Here is a 21,917-nt window from a genome sequence, read left to right as displayed (position 1 = left end):
AGCAGCCGGCTGCTCAGGTTTGCGGCTTGTAGTTAATGATGTCGTCGTTTTTCAACCACTCGGGCGAGCCTGCTCGTAATTTCAGTTGGGCTCGTTTAGCGAAGACCTGTGCGTCTTTTATGTTCCCTTCGTTGAAGTAGGCCTGGGCCGTCATGGCGTCGGCTTCCGGACCCCGTCCCTGCTTATAATAGATATTTGCGAGCAGCCTGTAAGCATGGCCATTTTCCGGGTCTTCGATAAGGGATTTCCGCAATAGATCGATAGCCTCTTTTTGCGCATCGCTGCCCTTGAGGCTTTGGACCGCTGTGGCCAGTTCGACCATGATTAAAGGACTGTTAGGCGCCAGTTTCAGGGCTTGCCGCAAGCTCGGGACCGCAGGCGCGAGTTTGCCTGATCGCATAAGGAAATCGGCCCGAAGTTCGTAAAAGTACGGGTAATTTGGGTTTTCCTTGATCATGCTGTCGGTCTGCTGGACCGCCGATTCCAGCGCACCGCCGCCGCCGCGAAAGAATGTCGCGATGGCCCGTGCATAGCGCGCCGGCAGCGTCTTATTTGAGTCAGGATAGCGATTGAACACGGTCGCGGGCGATTCCAGATAGCCCGAAAGCTTCGCCCGCATCAGGTCGTGGCGAAGCTGCAGCGACGGAGGGTCTTTCTTGTTGAAATACGGACTGGTGGTTGCGAGCCTGCTGAGCCGGTCGAGGCGTTCGGCTGACAGAGGATGCGATCGAATGAACGGGTCCTGGAACTGATCTGATAGATATTCCTGTTCCTTGAACCGCTCGAACGTGTCGAGCATGCCTTTGCCCGACTGTTTCGTGGCCGTGAGATACTTGATCCCCGCCTGATCGGCCGCCGATTCCTGCGATCGCCGCTCGGCCAGAAGCCCCTTGAGAATGACGCTGCTGCCGCCCTGCAAAAGAGCAGCGCCGCCTTGTGCCGTCTCGCGTCCTCCGTCTCCGCCTGTGACGCCGCCCGCAACCATGGCGCCAATGCCGAGAACCTGCGTCAACAGAGCGCGTGTTTGATCCTTCGCGATGCGCGAGCGGAGCGCCGCCATGTGGCCGCCCGCGATATGACCGCTTTCATGCGCGATGACGCCGATCACTTCATTCGGCGTCTGGGCCTGCATCAGCGTGCCGGTATTTACGAACACATTCGCGCCGTCGAGAACGAACGCGTTGAAGGCTTCATTGTTGATGATGCGGACGGTCACGCGGCCGCCGCCGAAACCCGCCGCTTCAAAAATCGGTTTGGAATAATCCTGCAGCAACGCTTCGATCTCGGCGTCGCGGATCAGCGGCAGTCCCTGCGCTCGGGCGCCGTTGGCTAATGTCAACAGCGATGCGATGAGCGCAACGATCCAAATCGTCAAACTTCGGGCGTTGGAATGCGCCGGAAGTGACTTCCAAAATATCGGCATTCGCAGTGCCCTGATCTCGACAAGCGTTTCGAGACGCCACGCACAATCAAAGTATGCGCCAACCCTATTTGGGTCAAATGCGTTGCTACGAGGTGCTTATAAACATTCACGAGTTTAGGGCGTCAGCATGGCGGCAAGCGCTGCCGGCGGCGCTAGTCCGAAGCAAGATAGGCAAGTAGCAGCTTTGATTTTGAAAAGGGGGCCGAAGCACGCGATGCCTCGGCCCTTCGTCTTTTATTCGCCGCCGAACTTGCGCTGCCACCAGCCCTTGCGCTGCGGTGCAGCCTGGGCTTCGGCGTCGGCAGCCGAGCCTTCATCGTCCGGTCGGACAACAACGCGCTCGATTCGCGGCTCGCTGGAGCCGATCTCGTGCCGACGACGCGGTGCCGCCGCAGGTGCTCTGTCCTCGGCGGTGGCCGGAACTTCGGCGGGCACCTCAACAGCCTGCTGCGGTTCTTCCGTCGCAACCTCGGATGCCGTGCCTTCGAGCATCACGACTTCATCCGCGTCTTGCGCCTTCGAGGGAACGTCCCAAAGCCGTTGTTGCCGCGGAACCTTGAGTTCCGGCTGTTCGACAGCCATCGCAACGTCTTCCGACGACAGCGCCTCGGTGATGTGTCCACCGTTTGACCAAGTTTCCGGCTGGGCAGCCTCGGTATCGCCGTCGGCGTCCCCGCTGTCGAGTTGTTCGAGATCTTCGCCTTCGGCAACGCCGTTGGCATCATCGGCATGCATCGGGCCGCCTTCACGATTGCGGTCCCGACCGCGACGGCCACCGCGGCGTCCACGCCGGCGCCGCCGGGCGGGCTTTTCGCCGTTGGCGCCGTTTTCGCCGTGCTCACCGAGTTCCCCTTCCTCGGATGCCGGTTGGGCATCGAGGTCGCCCTCGTCAACCGGTCCTTGTTCGCCTTCATCATCGTCGTGCGGCTGCGGACCTGCCGCAAATCCATGATCGTCTTCGCCGCGCGGTTCTGAACTGAAACGCTCGCGGCTTTCGCCACGATCGCGTCCTCCGCGACCGCGACGCCGCCTGCGCCGCCCGCGACGGCCGCCGGCCTCATCGCCCTCGCCACGACCATTCTCACGGGCCACGGTATCTTCGTCGCCGTCATCGACGTGCGATACGGTTTCAATCTCGCCGCCTTCGAATGTCGGTGCTTCTTCCTCGCCGTCGAAGCCCCAGTCCATGTTGACGGCAGCACGTTCGACACGACGCACCGGAACGGCAGGGCCGCCGCGCTCGATCGTGAAGTTCGCACCCTGCACGCGATCGCTACCGAGTACCGTCACCGAGTAACCGTGGCGATGCTCCATGTCGGTGACGTAGGCGCGCTTGCTGTTCAGAATGTAGAGTGCAACCGGCGGCGTCGTCGTCGCGGTCAGCGGACCTGTAGCACCCGCCGTGATCGCATCCTCAAGGCCACGCAATACGGCGAGCGCGATGCTCTCCGTCGAGCGGATGATGCCAGTGCCCTGGCAGTGCGGACACTGTGACGTCGATCCTTCCAGCACGCCCGTTCTGAGACGCTGGCGCGACATTTCCATCAAGCCGAAATGCGAGATGCGGCCGAGCTGGATTCGCGCCCGGTCGAAACGAAGCGCATCCTTCAGGCGGCGCTCAACGGCGCGGTTGTTGCGCTTCTCCTCCATGTCGATGAAGTCGATCACGATGAGGCCCGCAAGGTCGCGCAACTTCAGCTGGCGCGCGATTTCGTCGGCAGCTTCGAGATTGGTCGCAAGTGCCGTTTCTTCGATCGAGAATTCGCGCGTCGATTTTCCTGAGTTGACGTCGATCGCGACGAGCGCTTCCGTCTGGTTGATGACGATGTAGCCGCCCGAACGCAGCGTCACCTGCGGCTGGAACATGGCGTTGAGCTGCCGTTCGACGCCATAGCGCGTGAACAGGGGCGTCGGCTCACGATAGGCCACGACGTTTCTCGCGTGGCTCGGCATCAGCATCTTCATGAAGTCGGCGGCTTCCTGGTGCCCCGCTTCGCCGGCAACGACGATTTCCTCGACATCCTTGTTATAGAGGTCGCGGATCGAGCGCTTGATGAGGTCGCCTTCTTCGTACACGAGGCTCGGCGCCGTGGACTGCAGCGTGAGATCACGCACGCTCTCCCAAAGGCGCAGCAGATATTCGAAGTCGCGCTTGATTTCCTGCTTCGTGCGCGCCGCACCGGCCGTGCGGATGATGAGGCCCATGCCCTCCGGAACCTCGAGTTCCTGTGCAATGGCCTTCAGGCGGCGACGGTCCTGCGGGTTGGTGATCTTGCGTGAGATGCCGCCACCACGGGCAGTGTTCGGCATCAAAACAGTGTAGCGGCCGGCAAGCGACAAGTACGTCGTCAGCGCTGCGCCCTTGTTGCCGCGCTCCTCTTTGACAACCTGCACCAGAATGATCTGGCGGCGCTTGATAACTTCCTGGATCTTGTAGCTGCGCGGACGGCGACGCTGACGTTGCGGCGCTTCCTCGTGGAACTCCGCGCCCTGCGAGTCGTCAATCTCGCCGCCATGATGGTCGTGATGGTCGTGGACATGCGGCTGCTCGGCATGGTGCTCATGCTCATCATGCTCGGAGCCATGATCGTCGTTGGCATGAACGTCCGAACCGCCTTCGCCCTCGTGGTGATGGTCGTGATCGTTGCTCTCGTCGTGCGCGTGGTCGGCGTCCGCCTCCGCGGCAGGCTCGTCCGCCGATGCGCTTGCTGCAAGATCGGGATTTGACTCGCCGTTATCTGCCGCTTCGGCTTGGACTGGTTCGGAGACGACGTCATCGTCCGGCATCGGAACGGCGACGGCCAAGACCTTGATCGGCTCTTCGTCTTCGTCGCCACCAATCTCTTCGATGTGCTCATCGTCTTCTTCGACATCGACGATGTGCGTGGATTCGCCGTCCTCAGAATCCTCTGAGGACTGTTCCGCGAAATCGTCGTTCGTCGCTTCCCCTTCAGCGTGAGGGGCGGTCGACCCACCGCCGCGTGTCGAATTTCTGCGGGCAAGCGCCTCCGCGCGCCGGTCGGCGGCGGCTTCGAGCTCGGCTTCAGCGGCAGCTTCTTCATCGAGAAGCGCCTGACGGTCGGCGACCGGAATCTGATAGTAGTCAGGATGGATTTCGTTGAAGGCGAGAAAACCGTGCCGGTTGCCGCCGTAATCGACGAAAGCCGCTTGTAGCGACGGCTCAACGCGCGTCACTTTGGCGAGATAGATGTTGCCGCGCAGCAGTTTCCGAGCGGCGCTTTCGAAATCGAATTCCTCTACCCGGCCGTTGCGTTGGACCACGACCCGAGTCTCCTCGGGATGCGTGGCATCGATGAGCATTTTCGTATTGGACATAGGTTATTTTCCTTGGCGCGCCGGGGCGGCGGCTCGCATCTCGAACCGGAATTGCCGGAACGGATCGCGAGGATCGCGCTGTGGCGCGTTCTTTTGGTTGATTGTGCTGATGGAACTGGCGGCCGAGCCGCTGTCTGCACCATCCCGTTCCCCGATGCGCGCGAGTGGCGCGCAGGGACGCATGCGAACGCCGGGTGGATCGAGATCCCGTTGGCGCTGTCTTGGATGATGCAAGCTGTCGTCATGGCCTGTCGTCTATGACCCAGCTGCGTGTCCAGAATTGGGGGACTTCAGGCTGGGGAGAAAAATCCGACACCCTGCGGCGTCGTGGTCGATCAATTTTGGGCCGCCCAGCAATTCGCGCTTTTACCCGACTGACAAACCGGGGCGACCGGCACAAAGTAAGTTCACTCCGACAATGAGCCGCCGGGGGCTCGGAAGTCAAAGCTGCGAAACCTGCTGAGCGACGTTGATACTCCCCGTGCGCTTGCCTCGAGCAGGTGCCATCCGTGCTGGCCCAATTACCTGTGAAAGCAGAGCTTTGCCCCGCAGCAGGCCGACTGGGTTCTGCAGGCGCCTGTTCAACCTACGCCACTTAGGCGTGTGTCTCGGGCGCCACCGAATACATTTCAAACTTTACGAGGTCGATCCTTCGCTGGCAAGTGCTATAAAACTGGCGCGGGATCGACAACGTGAGGCGGTAATGGTCCTTTTATATAACGAATGAAAACAAAGATTTAACGGGGTATGGGGATCGGGCAGACAAGACGAGCAAGGGGGAAAATTCGGCAATGCGCCCGCCCGGGAAACCTTTGGTGAACATTCTAGCAGCAGTAGCAACCGTGCTATGCCTGTTGCTTGGGCGGCCCGCTATGGCGGCCGATGCGCTCGAAACCCACCTGACGGTGACCGGCCGCTCGACGATTTTCGAGCTGACGATGAGCGAAGGCGTGACTGCACAGGCTTTTACGCTCGCGAGCCCCTACCGTGTCGTCATAGATCTGCCCGACGTCAGTTTTCGGCTGGACCCTGCGGCAGGACAGAAAGGGGCGGGACTTATCTCGGCGTTCCGCTATGGCCTTTTCGCGTCGCATAAATCGCGCATCGTGATCGATACCAAAGGCCCCGTTGTCATCCATTCCGCCAACATGACGCGGATCAAGGGATCGTCAGCCGTAAAACTCGCCATCGCCCTTATGCCGACCGACGCAAAATCGTTTGGCGGCGGTACGGGCGCGGGAATGGCCGCGGCCTCCCAGGAGCCGAATTTCGAGAGCGCATTTGAGGCCCCGCCCGATAAGAAGCAGCCCAACGCCAAGCCCGTCATCGTGATTGATCCGGGCCACGGCGGTATCGACCCCGGCGCCATCGGCCCCAACAATGTAAATGAGAAAACGATTGTTCTTGCTGTTGCTATGCAACTCAAGGAGGAGCTGGAGAAAACTGGCCTCTACGATGTCAAGATGACCCGCCACGACGATGTTTTCGTCTCTCTCGACGACCGCCTCAAATTTTCCCGCGCGGCCGGAGCCGATCTCTTTATCTCACTCCACGCCGATTCCATCGAGACGGCCGCCAGCAGCATTCGCGGTGCCACCATCTACACGCTGTCCAGCAAAGCGTCCGACAAAGTGGCGCGGATTGCGGCCGAAAAGGAAAATGCCTCGGATCTTTTGGCCGGCATCGAAAATCTCGACGAAGGCAAAGACGATCAGGTCAAAAGTATCCTCATCGACCTGATGAAACGTGAAACCTCGAACTTTTCCTCAGATTTCTCGCAGCTTCTGGCCAAACACCTGCGCAAAAAGATTACGATGTCGCGTGTGCCCCGCCGCTCAGCTGCGTTCAAGGTGCTGAAGCAGACGGATTCGCCGTCCGTACTCGTGGAACTGGGGTATATCAGCAATCGCAACGATGAGGAGCAGATGCTGACACCGGAATGGCAGTCGAAAGTCGCCGACGCGATCACCGGTGCGGTGCAAATTTACTTCAACAAAAGAACGGCCTCACGCCCTTGAGGATACTCGTCCATCCTCGGACGACGTGCTGCCACATTCAGTGCTAATGTGCGAATGTTCTGAGGGGATTGCCATTGCTGCGGCGCGGCAATAGACGTAACCGCCTCATTCGGAAAAATTTAAGCCAGCGACAGACTGACGGAATCTCGGATTTGATGCGCGCGCCCACGCTGCCGCCACCACCGGCGCCCAGGAGAAGGAAAAAGCGGCGCAGAAGCCTGCTGCTCAATTTTCTTGGGTTTGCGTTCGGTACCTTTGTGCTGGTTTTCATCGCCGGTTCCGCAGGTGCTGGCTTTTTGATCTGGCAGGCCTCGCGGGATCTTCCCGATTACGAGAGCCTGTCGAAATATGAGCCGCCCGTCATGACGCGCATCCACGCGCACGACGGCTCGCTGATTTCCGAGTTCGCGCGCGAGCGGCGAATCTTCGTACCGATCAACAACGTTCCGAAACTCGTGATCGGCGCGTTTCTGTCGGCGGAAGATCGTCGCTTCTACGAGCACGGCGGTATCGACATTCAGGGCGTGCTTCGCGCCGTCTTCGCGGCGGTCGAAGCGAAAATTCACGGTTCCAATCGGCGTACGCAGGGTGCTTCGACCATCACCCAGCAGGTCGCCAAGAACTTCCTGCTGACGAACGAGCGCTCGATCGAGCGTAAGATCAAGGAGGCGATCCTGGCGATCCGCATCGAGGGCGCCTACTCGAAGGACCGCATTCTCGAACTCTATCTCAACGAAATTTTCCTCGGCATGAACTCTTACGGCGTCGGCGCAGCTGCGCTGACCTATTTCAATAAAGAGCTGAAGGACCTTACCATCGAGGAGGCGGCTTATCTTGCCGCGCTTCCGAAGGGGCCGAACAACTATCATCCGTTCCGCCAGAAGGCGAAAGCGACCGAGCGTCGGAACTGGATCATCGGTCAGATGGCGGAAAACGGTTACATCACGAAAGAGCAGGCCGAAGAGGCCAGGAAGAAGCCCCTCGTCGTCAATCTGCGACCCAATACCGTTCGCATCGAGAGCGCCGAATTTTTCGCTGAAGAAGTTCGCCGCACGCTGCTTGCGAAATACGGCGAGGACAAGCTCTACGGCGGCGGCCTGTCGGTGCGCACGACACTCGATCCGCAACTGCAGAAGCTGGCGAGAACAGCTCTCGTCGATGGCCTCGTGAAGTTCGATCGTATCAAGGGGTGGCGCGGGCCGGTCTCGCACATCGATATTTCGGGCGACTGGGGTGTGGCGCTCGGCAAGATTTCGAGCCCCGGGGATATCGACCCCTGGCGTCTCGGGGTCGTCCTTGAAACGCAGAAGAAAAAAGCGATCGTCGGTTTCAAACCGCATCGTCAACAAGATTCCACGCTCGCGAAGGATCGCGAAGCTGTCGAAGTTTCGCTCGACGACATGAAGTGGGCCGCGAAGAAAGCCAACGGCAAGCGCATCACGCCCAAATCGACGGCTGACATTCTGAGCCCCGGCGACGTCGTCTACGTCTCGCCGAATGACCCGAATAACATTCAGGGTGCATGGTCCTTGATGCAGATTCCGCAGATTGGCGGCGGTCTGGTCGCCATGGACCCCTACACGGGCCGCGTGCTCGCGATCGCCGGCGGCTTCTCTTACGATTTGAGCCAGTTCGATCGCGTCACGCAGGCCAAGCGCCAGCCCGGCTCGTCGTTCAAGCCGTTCGTCTATGCATCCGCAATCGATAATGGCTACAAGCCGACGTCGATCGTCCTCGACGCGCCGATCGAGATCGACCAAGGCCCCGGTCAGGACGTCTGGAAGCCGAAGAACTATGAGACCGACGATACGGCAGGTCCGGAAACGCTGCGCTTCGGCATCGAGCATTCGCGCAACCAGATGACGGCGCGCCTCGCGCAGGATCTCGGCATGCCGATCATCACCGAATATGCGAAGCGGTTTGGCATCTACGACGATCTCTTGCCGGTTCTGTCGATGTCGCTTGGCGCTGGCGAAACGACGCTGCTGCGCATGGCGACCGGCTATTGCATGCTGGCGAACGGCGGCAAGGAAGTCACCGCCACTCTGATCGACCGTATCCAGGATCGCTATGGCCATACCATCTGGCGTCACGACGAACGCCAGTGCATGGGCTGCATGGCCGACCGTTGGGCCAATCAACCCGAGCCGCAGCTTGTCGATAGCCGCCGCCAGGTCATTGATCCGCTGACGGCCTATCAAATGACGCACATTATGGAAGGCGTCGTTCAGCGCGGTACCGGTAAGATACTGAGCGCTCTCAATCGCCCGATTGCCGGCAAGACCGGCACGACGAACGAGGAGAAGGACGTCTGGTTCATGGGCTATACGCCGACGATGGTCGTCGGCGTTTACATCGGCTACGACATCCCCAAGCCGCTTGGAAAAGGCAACACCGGTGGCGCGATTGCAGCGCCGATCTTCGGTGAGTTCGTCAAGGATGCGCTGGGTGACACGCCGCCCGCACCGTTCCGCGTTCCGCCCGGCATCAAGTTCGTGCGTGTCGATCTGAAGACCGGCCTGCGTGCCTCGGCTGACGATCCGAACACGATAATGGAAGCGTTTAAGCCCGACGAAGAACCCGACGACGCCTACTCGATGATCGGTGTTAACGGCATGACGGCAGACGCGTCTTCGTCGATGTCACCGCCGCCGGTCAGTGAACGTGTGGCGCGTCCCGCACCGCCGATGAGTCGGCCGGACAGCGGCTCTCTCACGCCGAACGGATTGTGGTAACCAAATGCGCGCCGATTGCCGCGCCGCCGAACGCGCGCGTTTACACGGCGACCGCGCGTCACTATACGTCCGCACCTGATTTCTGAGATTGATCCACTTTGCCGGCGAGAGCCGGCGTCGGAGGCTCCCATGCGCGCAGAAGCGCAAAAACTTTCGGACGGCATCGAGGAGGCGTTCGCCCTCCTGAGGAGGTCTCTTTGACTGGGAGACGGCCGAAGACCGTCTCGCCTCGCTGAACGCGAAAGCCGAAGACCCCAATCTCTGGAGTGATGCCAAGGCTGCGCAGAAGGTCATGCGCCAGCGCAATTCGCTTGAGCGCTCCGTCTCCGAATTCAAACGTCTGCAGCGCGACTACGAAGATGCATTGACGCTGATCGAGCTTGGCGAAGCCGAGAACGACGAGGCCAGCGTCAGCGAAGGCGAGTCTGCGCTGGAACGCATCGACCACGAAGCGCAGCGCCGCTCGATCGACGCCATGCTGTCGGGCGAAGCCGATGCGATGAACACCTACATCGAAGTGCACGCCGGCGCCGGCGGCACCGAGAGCCAGGATTGGGCGTCGATGCTTGCGCGCATGTACGTGCGCTGGGCGGAGCGGCGCGGCTACAAGGTCAAGCTGATCGACGAAAGCCCGGGTGAAGAAGCCGGCATCAAGTCGGCGACCTACGAGATCGAAGGCGAGAACGCCTATGGTTGGCTGAAGACCGAGGCCGGCGTCCATCGTCTTGTGCGCATCTCGCCATACGACTCGAACGCCCGCCGCCATACGAGCTTCGCGTCGGTCACAGTTTATCCGGTCATCGACGACACGATTGACGTCGATATCAATCCTGCTGACGTCGACATTTCATACGCGCGTTCGTCCGGCGCTGGCGGTCAGCACGTCAACCGGACGGAATCGGCCGTCCGCCTCGTGCACAAACCATCGGGCATCGTCATTTTTGCCCAGGAGCAGCGGTCGCAGCACCAGAACAAGGACATCGCGTTCAAGCGCCTTAAGGCGCGCCTGTACGAGATGGAATTGAAGCGCCGAGAGGAAAAGGCGAGCGCTGAGCAGGCGGCAAAGACCGACATCGGCTGGGGACACCAGATCCGCTCTTACGTGCTGCAGCCGTATCAGCTCGTGAAGGACCTACGCACCGGCGCCCAGTCTACCAACCCCGATGAAGTCCTGGACGGCGATATTGACCAGTTCATCGAGGCGGCGCTGTCACAGCGCATCAAAGGCGGCGGTGAAGCCGTGACAGTCGAAGATCTGGAATAACCGGATGAGCCGGAAATCCGGCTCAGTTGCGATCGCGAAGAATGGGCGTGTTGAAGGGCGAGGCGGGCTCGGCAGAGGTGCTCTGCGAGCCGGTGAAGCCGAAATTCGGCGATCCCGGTCCGTTCAGCCAATTCGTCCGCGCGCTGTCGGCATTATCCGTTGCGGACCCGGCTGAAAAATTGAAATTGCCGAAGGGTGACGACGAGGACGTCGATGGCGCGAGCGCCGCGCCCAGTTCGTCCGGATCCTTGTAATTGGCGGTCCCTGATCCCGGAGCACCACCGATAGACGTCGTTTCAAAGGCGTTAGCGCCGCTCGTCACCAAGAGCGCCGTGGCAAAAACGGCCGCCGCAATGGAACGATGAAATTGCATCAAGACCTCCGGTAACGTCCCGCCAACGCGCACCATCCTATTGTCGGCTAACGCTGATTTGCGGACGGATCTAGGCGGCGACACACTTTTCTCGAAAGTGTTGCAACCATGCCGCGCGGTGGGCGGCGTCTAGGCGCTCCGCCAGATCGCCGGCAGCCGCCGCTTCAAGCCGATCTTGGCCGCAGCCGCGTGAGAACCGCCCGTCGCCTGCGCGTCGAATTTCGCGCGCGCTGTTTCAACGGTTCGCCGATTCTCGACGGCCCAGTCGCCGAGCGGTTTCAGAATGCAGATTAGCGTCCGGCCAAGCTCGGTCAGCTCGTAATCTACCCGCGGCGGAATGGTCGGATAGACGGTCCGCGTGACGAGGCCATCGCGCTCGAGACCGCGCAGCGTCAGCGTCAGCATCCGTTGCGAGATGCTGCCCACCGCCCGGCGTATCTCATTGAAACGCATAGGACCATTCGAAAGCAGCCCGACGACGTAGACCGTCCACTTGTCGCCGATCCGAGACAGCACGTCGGAGACCGCACGGCAGTGCTCGGTTTCATGTTTGATACCGGCTTCCAAAAATGTGCCTCCTTGCGGGGTTTTTGCCAGTGAACAATTTAGCTCTGGTCACAAAATGTGACTGGCTGAGGCTCGGCTGTCAAATGGCCCGCTCCAGTCTCCGCCCAACCGTCATGGATGGAGATCCTCCTATGAAACTTTTGCATGTCGACTCGAGCATTTTGGGTCCGGGCTCGGTCAGCCGCCAGCTTTCGGCCGAGATCGTCACTGCCGAGCAGCGCCTGCACCCCGGTATCGAGGTCGTCTACCGAGACCTCGCGGTCGCCCCGGTCGGCCATTTGTCCGGTGCGCATCTCGCAGCCGCCCAGGGCGCCGCTCCGGAAACAGTTGATGTTCAACAAGATGTCGCGGCAGGCCAGGCCGCACTAAACGAGTTCTTGGCGGCCGATATCGTGGTCGTCGGCGCTCCGATGTACAACTTCGCTATTCCGAGCCAGCTCAAGGCCTGGATCGACCGCCTCGCCGTTGCCGGTAAGACCTTCCGCTACTCCGAGAAAGGCGCTGAGGGCCTCGCAGGCGGCAAGAAAGTCATCATCGCGTCGTCGCGCGGCGGCTTTTACGGCCCGCAGACACCCATCGCCTTCCTGGACCATCAGGAAACCTATCTCCGCAATATTTTCGGCTTTTTCGGCATCACGGACGTGACGTTCGTTCGCGCCGAGGGCCTGAATCTCGGGCCCGACCAGCGGGCGCAATCGATTGCCGAGGCGCAAAGCGCCATCGCCGGGCTGGCGGCCTGAATTCCCGCGCGGCGGAGGCTGCGACAGTCTCCGCCGATATCCGCCGGACGTTTGATTTCTCGACATAAGCGACAGTCGTGTTAAAGCGCGGACCCGTCTTTCCGTTCGAACCGTCCGCTGCCGATGTCACCGCCCGATCATTTGCACCTCGTCACATCCGAAGGCTTCTCCGACTACGCCCTGCTTGATTGCGGGGCGGGCCGTAAGCTTGAGCGCTTCGGCAAGGTCGTCGTCGATCGTCCCGAGCCGCAGGCTCTCTGGCAGCCGAAGCTCGCGAAGTCCGAATGGGCAAAAGCCAATGCCGTCTTTTCGGCATCCGGCGAAGACGACGAAAAAGGCAAATGGCGCATCGACAAGCCCTTGCCCGATGCCTGGCCGGTCAAACTTGCACTCGGCGATATCTACAAGAGTTCCCCTCACCCTCGCGGGGAGGGATTAGGGGCGGGCGGCTCCCAGCCCGTCACCATGCTCTGCAAACTCGCGGGCCTCTGGCACTTAGGCCTCTTCCCCGAGCAGGAACCGCACTGGACATGGATGCTCGATCATCTCGCCAAAGTGAAAGGCGAGACGCCACGCGTCCTGAATCTCTTTGGCTATACGGGCGCGGCGTCGTTGCTCGCCGCGAAAGCTGGCGCTGAGGTGACCCACGTTGATGCCTCCAAGAAGGCGATCCAATGGGGCAAGGAGAATCAGGAAGCCTCCAAGCTCGGCGCCGCGAAAATCCGCTGGCTGCTCGATGACGCCGCGAAGTTCGCAGCGCGCGATGTCCGTCGTGGCAAGACCTATCACATGATCCTCGTCGATCCGCCGAAGTTTGGGCGCGGCCCCGAAGGCGAAATCTGGGACCTGTTCCAGAACTTGCCGTCGCTGCTCACCGATCTGGCGAAACTGCTCGCACCCGAACAGGCTGCGATGGTGCTGACGATCTACGCCATTCGCGCCTCATCGCTCGCCTTTGACCAGCTGCTGCGCGAAGCATTGGCGAAGCGCGGCGGCACATTCGACAGCGGCGAGCTTGCCATTCAATCGCGTGCCGGCCTGCTCGTGCCGACATCGCTGTTCGTGCGCTGGGTTCAGACATCATGAAGCCAAACGCCAATACGCCAAAGATCATCACCAGTCTGACGAACGATCGGATCAAGGCGATCCGTGCGCTGGAGATGCGCAAGGTGCGCAAGGAAACGGGCCTGTTCGTAGCCGAAGGCACGTCGCTGCTCGTCACTGCACGCGATCATGGTTTCGCTCCCGAAACGCTCGTCTATCAAGCGGGCGCTGCGGCGGGCGGCGTCGCGCGCGGGCTGGTGAAGCATGCGCTTGAAGCGGGCTCGGAAGTTCTCGAAGTCTCCGAAGCCGTGCTCGCGAAACTTGCCTCGAAAGACAATCCGCAGTCGTTGCTTGGCGTCTTCAAGCAACGCTTCGTCTCACCCCCCGATCCTGCAAAGCTCACAAACGCCGACACGTGGCTCGCGCTCGAAGAGATCCGCGATCCCGGCAACCTCGGCACGATCGTCCGCACCGCCGATGCTGTCGGCCTATCCGGCATCATCCTCGTCGGCACGACCTGCGATCCATACGCATTGGAATCTATCCGCGCCACAATGGGCTCGATCTTCGCCGTGCCGCTTGTGAAGCTCGACCGCGAAAGCTTCTTCACGCTTGCGAAGGCATGGCCCGGCGAAGTCATCGGCACGCACCTCGATGCGCGCGAAGATTTCCGTCAGACGCAATATAATGGCCGCGAACTGATCGTCATGGGCAGCGAGGGGCCGGGCCTCTCGGGCGGCGCCGCCGCAGTCTGTTCGACGCTCGTGAAAATTCCGATGGCGGGCGCACTCGATTCGCTCAATCTCGCGATCGCGACCGCCCTGATGCTCTATCAGGTCCGCGGCCCTAGTTTGAAGCTCTGATCATGCGCATCGAATATCACCGCACACTGATCGCCGATCGGGTCCGCAACGAAGCGTTCTTCGCCGCGCTGAAGGCCGGCATCATTCCCGGCAAATCGGTCGTCGCGGACATCGGCGCGGGAACGGGCCTGCTCGGGCTCATGGCATCGAAGTTAGGGGCCAAGGAAGTCTTTCTGTTCGAAACCGCTGAAGTCGCGGGCGTCGCCGCCGCCGTGCTCAAAGCCAACAAGGCAAAACGCTGTCATCTGATCCCATGTCACTCTACGGAGTTTCAAGACAGGCTCGCCGTCGACATCGTCGTCTCGGAAACGCTCGGCAACTACGCGCTCGAAGAAAACATTATCGCAACGCTCGCCGACGCGCGTCAGCGCTTTCTGAAACCGGGCGGCACTGTCATTCCCGACCACATCATTCAATACGTGGCGCCCGTCGTTACGCCACGTATCGACGCCGAGCTGCGCGCCTGGGACCGCGTCGGCCACGGGCTCGATCTCTCAGTCGCGCAGACGATGTCGCTGAACAACGCTTACGTCCGCGCGTTGCAGCCCGCCGAAATCCTCGATGGCTGCCGCAGCGCCATGGTCTGGGACGAAGTCGATCTGACGACGGAGACGAAATCGAAGCGCCGCGGCGAAGCGGAATGGCGTCTGCCGCGCCCGGCGAAGATCTATGGCTTCGCGACCTGGTGGAAAGTCGAGCTGGTGCCGGGCATCGGTTTTTCGACCGGTCCGCTATCTCCGCGCACGCATTGGGAGCAGCTCTATTTCCCGCTCTCCGCGCCGATGGACGCCGACGCCAGCGATCTCATCGCTATCGATCTTCGTTCAAGCTCGTCCGAGGAAGCGGGCACCCATCTCGCGTGGACGGCCATTCACAAGAATGCTGGCGGCAAGGTGCTGGCGCGCCAGTCGCACGATCTCGACAAAGGATATCTGCCCTAGCCGCCCCTAGGCCTTGAGCCCGGCTGGCCGCGGCCCATTTATGATGCTATCGGGGCGAGCAAATTCCAGGGGAGGGCCTATGCCATGATGGTGCTGATCGTCGGTTTGATTTTATTTCTCGGCATTCATCTGCTGCCCACATCACCCGAACTGCGTGACGGATTGAAGGAACGCCTCGGCGAGACGACTTACAAAATCCTGTTCTCGTTGCTGTCGCTGGCCGGATTGATCGTCATCGTCCTCGGATTTCACAAGCTGCAGCTTCACCCCGGCAAGAACCCGATCCTGTGGTATCCGCCGGTTTGGACGCGCCACATCGCCGTCGGATTGATGCTGCCCGCGATGATCCTGCTCGTTGCTTCGCTCATTCCCTCACGCATCCGCACGATGACACGGCACCCGATGTTGATCGCTATCAAGATCTGGGCGCTGGCGCATCTTTTGGCGAACGGCGATCTCGCAGCGCTTCTGATCTTCGGATCGTTCCTCGCGTTCGCGGTTTACGACCGGATCTCGGTGAAGAAGCGCGGCGCGGCGGGTCCGCTCGGTACGGCGCAGCCCACAAGCGCATTGAACGACGTGCTCGTCGTCGTTATCGGTATTGGACTTTATGCAGCGCTACTCTTCGGCGGCCATCAGTGGCTGATCGGCGTCTCGCCGATGCCCGAGCTTGGCTGAACCGGCGCAAAGACTTTCGCTGGTATAATGCGCTTGATGACAAAGCCGATCACAAGCGCAATCCAGGTTCCGCAGCCGATGATCCAGGCGACCGGATCGACGATGTAGTCCCAGAGATTCCTGCTTGCGCCAGCCTCGAGCAGGAACCCCGCAATTCCGACGTTCAGCGCCAAGGCGGTGATGAAATATCCGCGCCATAGCGCATAGGCGATCACAATCGCGACCGCCGTCGGCAACAGATAGCCGCTATAGCCGATGACATACGGGTCCGCATTCAAAAAGCCCGTTGCGCCGGGATAGAGCGCGATGCCTGCCAGCGCCAGCATCAGTGTCGCAAAGCGATATTCCGCTGACGTTGCAACCCGCCTGCCGGTCGTTGCCGAAATCGCGAGCACGGCAAGCAGCACGAAGCCAGGAAACGATGGCCGCTCGATCGCGGAAACCATCCACGCGAAAAGCGAACGCGGCCCGGCCGAAACGCATAAACTTGCCGCGACAACAGCAAGTCCGGCACCAAAACGGAGGGGCGGTGATTTCGTGAACGCGGCGGCAAGCGCAGCCGCAACGGTAAAGAGGATGAGCGCCGCATTGCTGCTGTTCAGCAGCATGTTCAGTGTGTGAGTCATTGTTGCGCCGTGCTCTGCTGTAAGCCGTGTTCGATCCAGGCGCTCGACACGCGCACATGGTTGATCGTCTTTATCGGGCGCGAATACATCACGTCGAATTGCCCCGGTCCGGACTGGATCAGAAACGGATAGGCAACGATGTGGTCTTGTCTATCCGTATCCATGCGCGCAATGACGCCGATGCGGCGGAACGTCTTTCCATCGAGATCGGCAAGTGCCAGCGTGATGTTTCTCTCCATCTTGGCATCGTCGTTGAACGCCATCAGGATACGCGTTGCATCATACCGGATTGCCGAGATTGGGCCGCCGGGGTTGGGAAGGTTGGTGGGCTCGACTGGCGTCCATGTCTGGCCGCCGTCGGTCGTCCGGGTGATGAGAATTTCCCGCGGTCTTCGGCTCTTCAGCGGACGAACGAATGCGATGGCTGTCGACTGTCCGGTGGCCACGATCATCGGTTGGTAACCGATCTTGCCGGCCTTTCCCATGCGTCGCCGGTCGATGACATGGCCATCTGCATCGAGAACGAGCAGAACCGGGAATTTCCGGTTCATCTCCTGGTAGACAGGCAGACCGATGCGTCCGTCCGAAAACAGGAACGGCGTCGATTTCGTGAGGTGAGACATGTTGAAGAACGGCGTCGCATAGAGGCTTTCAGCCGGTCCCCACGTCGCGCCGTTGTCGAAGGAGCGTACCAATCCGATTTCGCAAGTCGCCCAGCCGCTGAGACGCGACGTTGCGAAGAACAGCCAGATTTCTTTGTCGGAACGGCGAAATGGCACAGGGTTGGCGAGCGACTTGATCCTGATTGCCAAATCGTGGCTGACGCGTGCGCTCGTCGTCACAACACGCGTCGGCGACCATTCCTTTCCGTCGAAACGCGCTGACACCAGTTCGGCATCGTTGGCGCCCTCGTAAGGCGCGCGATACCAGAACGCCTGCAAGCCGCCATTTGGCATCGCGACGGCGGAGGCGCCATGTACGAATTCGCTCTCACCCTTCGGCGTTACGATTTCGCTGCTCAGATCGAGCGGTCCTCGGACGGGTTGCTCAGGAACAGAGACGGCAAAGGTCCACGGCTCCGAGCTTGGCCGCATCTTTTGAAACAGCAGAACCATCAACGCTGCCGAGCACAGCAGTATGGCCCAGCCCACGAGGGTGCGCGTTCCGCGATCTAAAATCAAATGTGGTCACCGCCGATTGTGCGTGGCTTCGGTTGAGGGCCAAGCCGTCCCGCTTCAAGTAGCAGGTGGAACGTCGCAAGAGAGACTGTTCCGGCGCAACTGAAAAAAAGTACCGTGCAAGTGTGGCTAACGGGTCAGCACGACAAATTCAGTGCCGCTCCCGTTTTCGTGGAGCGGCAGTTCGCGGTCCGACACGATCAGCGACGAGCCCGGCCGCGCCAGCTCCGAGATTGTCTGCTGAATATCGTCCGGAATTGTGAACGCATTCAGCGCCTCATTCGCCATTTGGACGTCAAGCTCGCGCCCCCGCGCCAGCGCAGTCCGGCGGCGCTTCTTCTTGCCCTCGTCGAATGCCTGGCCGGGCGAGGGCGTTTGCGCGCTGACCAGACGCCAATCGAACGTGTTCGGATCGCTGCCGTAGTTCATGGCCGTGAACACGTGTGTTCCGACCTTATGCTTGAGCGGAGCAACCTCGATCGGCGCTTCGAGCAAGGGCTCGAAGCCCTGACGCACATAAATCCTCTGAGCGCGCAGGCTGATGAGCACCGCGACGGGCTTCGAACGCAGCCGCATTTCCTTGTTGACGTCTGTCAGCGCCGCCTTCGCCGACGTCAGATCCGACTGCGCATCGCGCAAAGCATCGGCGGCGCCATCGCGCGCACTCTGTGATGACGAGTAGGCACCTTGCACGCCGGCAAAACTTAGTTCGTTCGCCGCAGCATCGGCCCGCGCCTTATCGGCTTCGATCGTGGCGTCGAGCAGGGCATCTTCGAGATCGCTCTCCCGGTCCATATCGGCATTTTCGCCAGCAGACGCGGACTTGCTGTTATCCGCCGCGTCCGCCATGTAGGCTTCGAATGCCTTCATCGCCGCCGTCTGCTGGGCTTCTGCGGATTTCACGGCCGCTCGCAGCGGTTCGACCGAACGCCGCGCGGTTTCGAATTTCTGGTTCACGTCCGTGAAGTCTTTCGCGGTCTGCTGGGCTTTTTCGTCGGCGGACGTAAGCGCGGCTTCCGCGGTCTTGACGGCTGCTCGCGCGCGATCGAGCTTTTCCTGCATGATCTGATCGGCTTCGGCCCGTGTCGTCGGCCGCCGCTGCAGATCCTTGGGCATGTCAGCAACAGCGCGCAGCAGCGCTGGAGAAATGCCGATCAACCGCACGCCTGCACCCGCGGCCGAATGATCATCAGGCCGGTCGTTCACCGCGATGAGCTGCGGTTTCGCCAATCCGCCTTGCATCGCCGTCGCGTCGTCGAGCGGCAGCGGCTTGAACAGCTTCGGGCTGTCGAAGGCAATCGGATCGGGATCGTCATACGAAACGACCACACGGTTACCGATTTTGGTTAAGCCGTAGAGTTTGCGCGCAAAGCTATAGGGCAACCGGATGCATCCATGCGACGCGCGATAGCCCGGCAGATCGCCGGCGTGGAATGCGATGCCCGACCACGTGATGCGCTCCTGATAAGGCATCGACGCGCCGGAATAGATATTGCTGACGTGATAGACGTTCTTTTCCAGGATCGAAAACACGCCCGTCGGCGTATCGTGGCCTGGCTTGCCTGACGAAATTTTCGACGACGCGATTTCGCCGTTCATGTCGTACACGCGAACGCGCTGCTTCCTGATGGAAACGACAATGAGAAGCGGCGATTTCGACTGAGCGGCGGCCGATGCGGCGGCCTGCGATTGAAGTCTCAGCAGACCGGTTTTTGACTTCGCGTCGGCTGCGAGCGGATAAGCTGCCATCGCAGCTGCGACCGCATAAATCGCGATCGAACGCAACGCCGGAGATATTCTGCCGCTGACATTCTCTGCACGACGCACGCAACCACCCCGACGTTAAAAATAACGAAACCCGTCGCAGCGACATGATCAGGCCGGAAACTGGCCCCCGATTTTTGGCGCTGATGATTGGCTAACAGACGCCAGTCAGAGCGCGCAACGAACTACCGCTCATGCGGAGCATTCAACATTTGCGATGTTGCGCCAATTCAACGCTTTCGCGGGTTTTACAGAAATACTTGTGGACGGGACGTGGAAAAATTTACCATGCCACCGGTTCTTCGCCGCTCCTGTGGGTACTGGCCAGAAAGCCTGGGGTTTCGTAAACTCTGTTTAGCTGATCTGGGGTGACGTTGAAGCGTGCAAACCCCACATGATGACGGCTGATCGCTCGATTTGAGCGCGCCTGAACGGCCTCGGGCCGATGGAGTGAAATGTCTATTCACGTCAAGCGTCGGCGGCTCATGGCGCCGGATATTGCAGGCCGCAAAGGCGGCGACCCGATCGTCGCGCTGACCTCCTATCACGCGCACACGGCGGCCATCGCCGACAACCACTGCGATTTTCTCCTCGTCGGCGACAGCCTCGGCATGGTCATGCACGGCTTCGAGACGACGGTGCCGGTTCCCCTTGAGCTGATGATCATGCACGGCCAGGCAGTCGTGCGCGGTTCGAAAAAAGCCCTTGTCGTCGTCGACATGCCGTTCGCAACCTACGAGGAAAGCCCTCAGGTCGCGTTCCGTAACGCCGCCCGCGTTATGAAAGAGACCGACTGCGGCGCCGTGAAGCTCGAAGGCGGCCGCCGCATGGCGGAAACGATCCGCTATCTCGTCGATCGCGGCATCCCGGTGATGGCGCACATTGGCTTGACGCCGCAGTCCGTGAACGTGCTGGGGGGCTTCAAGACCCAAGGCCGGACGGTCGATCAGTGGGACGCCATAGAGGAAGACGCCCGCCTGGTTGCGGAAGCCGGGGCCTTCGCCGTCGTCCTCGAAGCCATGACCGCCCCTCTCGCCGAGCGCATTACCAGGGCAATCCCGATCCCGACCATCGGTATCGGCGCCTCCGCCGGCTGCGACGGGCAGATCCTTGTCATGGAAGATATGCTCGGATTGTCTCCAAACGTGCCGAAGTTTGTGAAGAAGTTCGGGGCCATAGCTTCCGCGATCGACCGTGCCATTGCGTCCTACGCCGACGAGGTCCGCGCCCGGACGTTTCCGGCCCCCGAGCACACCTACGCCCTGAAATCCCCCGATATGGAGGCGTCGGTCTCGCCGGTGCGAGCCACGAAAAAGCCGAAGACGACGAGCACTTAGCGGCTTCGGGCCTAAATTCAGGCGAGGATTGCGGCGCGAAACGCTCAGGAAACTTGCGGTCAGGGCTTGCCCGGAGCGCTTGCTCGGTTATCTATGCTCCCGAACCGGCGTGGCCGTGGGAAACCCCGCGTTCCGAGCTTCGGACTGAATGAGGTTAATGGTTTAATGGCCGAGAACGACGACAGTCTGTTTCGCGAAATCAAAGAAGAAATTCGCCGCGAGCAGATGGAGAGAATTTGGAAGCGTTACGGCGGCCTGATCCTCGGTGCTGCAGCACTGATCGTGCTTGGCGTTGCCGGCTTTCAGTATTGGCAAACGCACCGCGTTGCGTCGGAAGAGGCCGCAGGCGCTAAGTTCGCCGCCGCCGAGACGCTGAGCGACGACAAGAAGAAAGACGAAGCCGACAAGGCCTTCCAGGCGATCGCTGACGGCGGTCCGGCCGGTTATGCAGCACTCGCAAAATTGCGCTTGGCCGGCGCCGAGGTGAAGGAAGGCAAAACCTCAGACGCCATTGCAACTTATGACGCGCTCGCCAAGCAGCCGGGTGCGGATCGTCTGTTGAAAAGCTTTGCAGAACTGCAGGCGGCATCACTGCGAATGGCCGATGCCGACTATACCGAAATCCAGAATCGCCTGACACCTCTCATGGGCGATGGCGAACCCTTCGCCAATACGGCGCGCGAATTCCTTGGAATTGCCGCTTACAAGGCCAAGAAATACGGCGAGGCACGAAAGTATCTGGAGCCGCTTCTGATCGATCCGAACGCATCTGCTGACCTGCAGGAACGCGTTAAGATCATCATGGGAGAGATAGCGGCGGCTGAGGTGGCAGCGAAAAACCCGGCACCTGCAGCAACGGCTGCTCCGGTACCAGGGATTTTGGCGCCAGAAGCCACGGCACCGGCAACACCGGCTCCGGCAGCCTCAGCGGCGACGGTCAAACCGGCCGAGCCGGCCACGACGACGGAGGCGCAGCCCAAGACGGGAGAGGCTGCGGGGACCGACAAGAAATAAACCGCGAAGCGGTGTG

17 protein-coding genes are annotated in these 21,917 nt (G+C 60.7%); 10 read left to right on the top strand and 7 right to left on the bottom strand.

Annotated features, from left to right (window positions below):
* Positions 1–13: 13 nt before the first annotated feature.
* Both RLW41_RS03645 and RLW41_RS03640 read right to left on the bottom strand, forming a co-directional pair.
* Complete coding sequence (locus tag RLW41_RS03645; RefSeq protein ID WP_409560834.1) at positions 14–1,423, bottom strand: M48 family metalloprotease; 1,410 nt, start codon at positions 1,421–1,423, stop codon at positions 14–16.
* 234 nt (positions 1,424–1,657) lie between these two features.
* Positions 1,658–4,759, bottom strand: coding sequence for an Rne/Rng family ribonuclease (locus RLW41_RS03640; protein ID WP_414463521.1), 3,102 nt, complete (start codon positions 4,757–4,759; stop codon positions 1,658–1,660).
* An 815-nt stretch (positions 4,760–5,574) separates the two neighbouring features.
* On the opposite strand from RLW41_RS03640, the gene RLW41_RS03635 reads away from it, so the two are divergent.
* From RLW41_RS03635 to prfB, 3 genes are all read left to right on the top strand, one after another.
* Complete coding sequence (locus tag RLW41_RS03635) at positions 5,575–6,777, top strand: N-acetylmuramoyl-L-alanine amidase (RefSeq protein ID WP_414463520.1); 1,203 nt, start codon at positions 5,575–5,577, stop codon at positions 6,775–6,777.
* Positions 6,778–6,932: 155 nt separating this feature from the next.
* Positions 6,933–9,512, top strand: a complete 2,580-nt coding sequence (locus tag RLW41_RS03630; RefSeq protein ID WP_409560831.1) for a penicillin-binding protein 1A — start codon at positions 6,933–6,935, stop codon at positions 9,510–9,512.
* Between the two features lie 129 nt (positions 9,513–9,641).
* Positions 9,642–10,776 (top strand): peptide chain release factor 2 gene (gene prfB / locus RLW41_RS03625; RefSeq protein WP_409560830.1). Its coding sequence is split into 2 segments (ribosomal slippage): positions 9,642–9,710 and positions 9,712–10,776, totalling 1,134 coding nucleotides; the frame shifts between segments, so codons are not numbered across the junction.
* Between the two features lie 22 nt (positions 10,777–10,798).
* Here prfB and RLW41_RS03620 read toward each other — a convergent pair.
* Complete coding sequence (locus tag RLW41_RS03620; RefSeq protein ID WP_414463519.1) at positions 10,799–11,149, bottom strand: hypothetical protein; 351 nt, start codon at positions 11,147–11,149, stop codon at positions 10,799–10,801.
* A 129-nt stretch (positions 11,150–11,278) separates the two neighbouring features.
* Positions 11,279–11,716: a winged helix-turn-helix transcriptional regulator gene (locus tag RLW41_RS03615; RefSeq protein ID WP_409560828.1), complete on the bottom strand. Its 438-nt coding sequence runs from the start codon at positions 11,714–11,716 to the stop codon at positions 11,279–11,281.
* A 131-nt stretch (positions 11,717–11,847) separates the two neighbouring features.
* Between RLW41_RS03615 and RLW41_RS03610 the strand changes: the two genes are divergently transcribed.
* The 5 genes from RLW41_RS03610 to RLW41_RS03590 all read left to right on the top strand — a co-directional run bounded on the left by RLW41_RS03610 (position 11,848) and on the right by RLW41_RS03590 (position 15,982).
* Positions 11,848–12,456 (top strand): FMN-dependent NADH-azoreductase, encoded by a 609-nt coding sequence (locus RLW41_RS03610; RefSeq protein WP_414463518.1) that lies wholly within the window; start codon positions 11,848–11,850, stop codon positions 12,454–12,456.
* Between the two features lie 123 nt (positions 12,457–12,579).
* On the top strand, positions 12,580–13,542 hold the full coding sequence (locus tag RLW41_RS03605; RefSeq protein WP_414463517.1) for a class I SAM-dependent methyltransferase: 963 nt from the start codon (positions 12,580–12,582) through the stop codon (positions 13,540–13,542).
* Positions 13,539–14,363: a TrmH family RNA methyltransferase gene (locus RLW41_RS03600; protein ID WP_414463516.1), complete on the top strand. Its 825-nt coding sequence runs from the start codon at positions 13,539–13,541 to the stop codon at positions 14,361–14,363. Before RLW41_RS03605 ends, RLW41_RS03600 begins: the two co-directional genes overlap by 4 nt.
* Before the next feature lie 2 nt (positions 14,364–14,365).
* Positions 14,366–15,304 (top strand): 50S ribosomal protein L11 methyltransferase, encoded by a 939-nt coding sequence (locus tag RLW41_RS03595; protein ID WP_414463515.1) that lies wholly within the window; start codon positions 14,366–14,368, stop codon positions 15,302–15,304.
* A gap of 84 nt (positions 15,305–15,388) precedes the next feature.
* Positions 15,389–15,982: an NnrU family protein gene (locus RLW41_RS03590; protein WP_414463514.1), complete on the top strand. Its 594-nt coding sequence runs from the start codon at positions 15,389–15,391 to the stop codon at positions 15,980–15,982.
* Here RLW41_RS03590 and RLW41_RS03585 read toward each other — a convergent pair.
* The 3 genes from RLW41_RS03585 to RLW41_RS03575 form a co-directional block, all read right to left on the bottom strand.
* Positions 15,940–16,608, bottom strand: a complete 669-nt coding sequence (locus RLW41_RS03585) for a hypothetical protein (RefSeq protein WP_414463513.1) — start codon at positions 16,606–16,608, stop codon at positions 15,940–15,942. The two genes, RLW41_RS03590 and RLW41_RS03585, sit on opposite strands and share 43 nt — an antisense overlap.
* The gene (locus RLW41_RS03580) at positions 16,605–17,759 is read right to left on the bottom strand and encodes a sialidase family protein (protein ID WP_414463512.1); all 1,155 of its coding nucleotides are present in this window, start codon (positions 17,757–17,759) and stop codon (positions 16,605–16,607) included. Before RLW41_RS03580 ends, RLW41_RS03585 begins: the two co-directional genes overlap by 4 nt.
* 156 nt (positions 17,760–17,915) lie before the next feature.
* Entirely contained in the window at positions 17,916–19,613 is a 1,698-nt protein-coding gene (locus RLW41_RS03575) for a L,D-transpeptidase family protein (protein WP_414463511.1), read from the bottom strand.
* 392 nt (positions 19,614–20,005) lie between these two features.
* Between RLW41_RS03575 and panB the strand changes: the two genes are divergently transcribed.
* Positions 20,006–20,887: a 3-methyl-2-oxobutanoate hydroxymethyltransferase gene (gene panB / locus RLW41_RS03570; RefSeq protein WP_414463510.1), complete on the top strand. Its 882-nt coding sequence runs from the start codon at positions 20,006–20,008 to the stop codon at positions 20,885–20,887.
* 165 nt (positions 20,888–21,052) lie between these two features.
* Positions 21,053–21,901, top strand: a complete 849-nt coding sequence (locus RLW41_RS03565) for a tetratricopeptide repeat protein (RefSeq protein WP_414463509.1) — start codon at positions 21,053–21,055, stop codon at positions 21,899–21,901.
* Positions 21,902–21,917 lie beyond the last annotated feature (16 nt).

Source organism: Hyphomicrobium sp. DY-1 (assembly GCF_047497105.1).
GTDB lineage: Bacteria > Pseudomonadota > Alphaproteobacteria > Rhizobiales > Hyphomicrobiaceae > Hyphomicrobium_B.
This window is presented reverse-complemented; position numbering and strand designations above follow the sequence as displayed.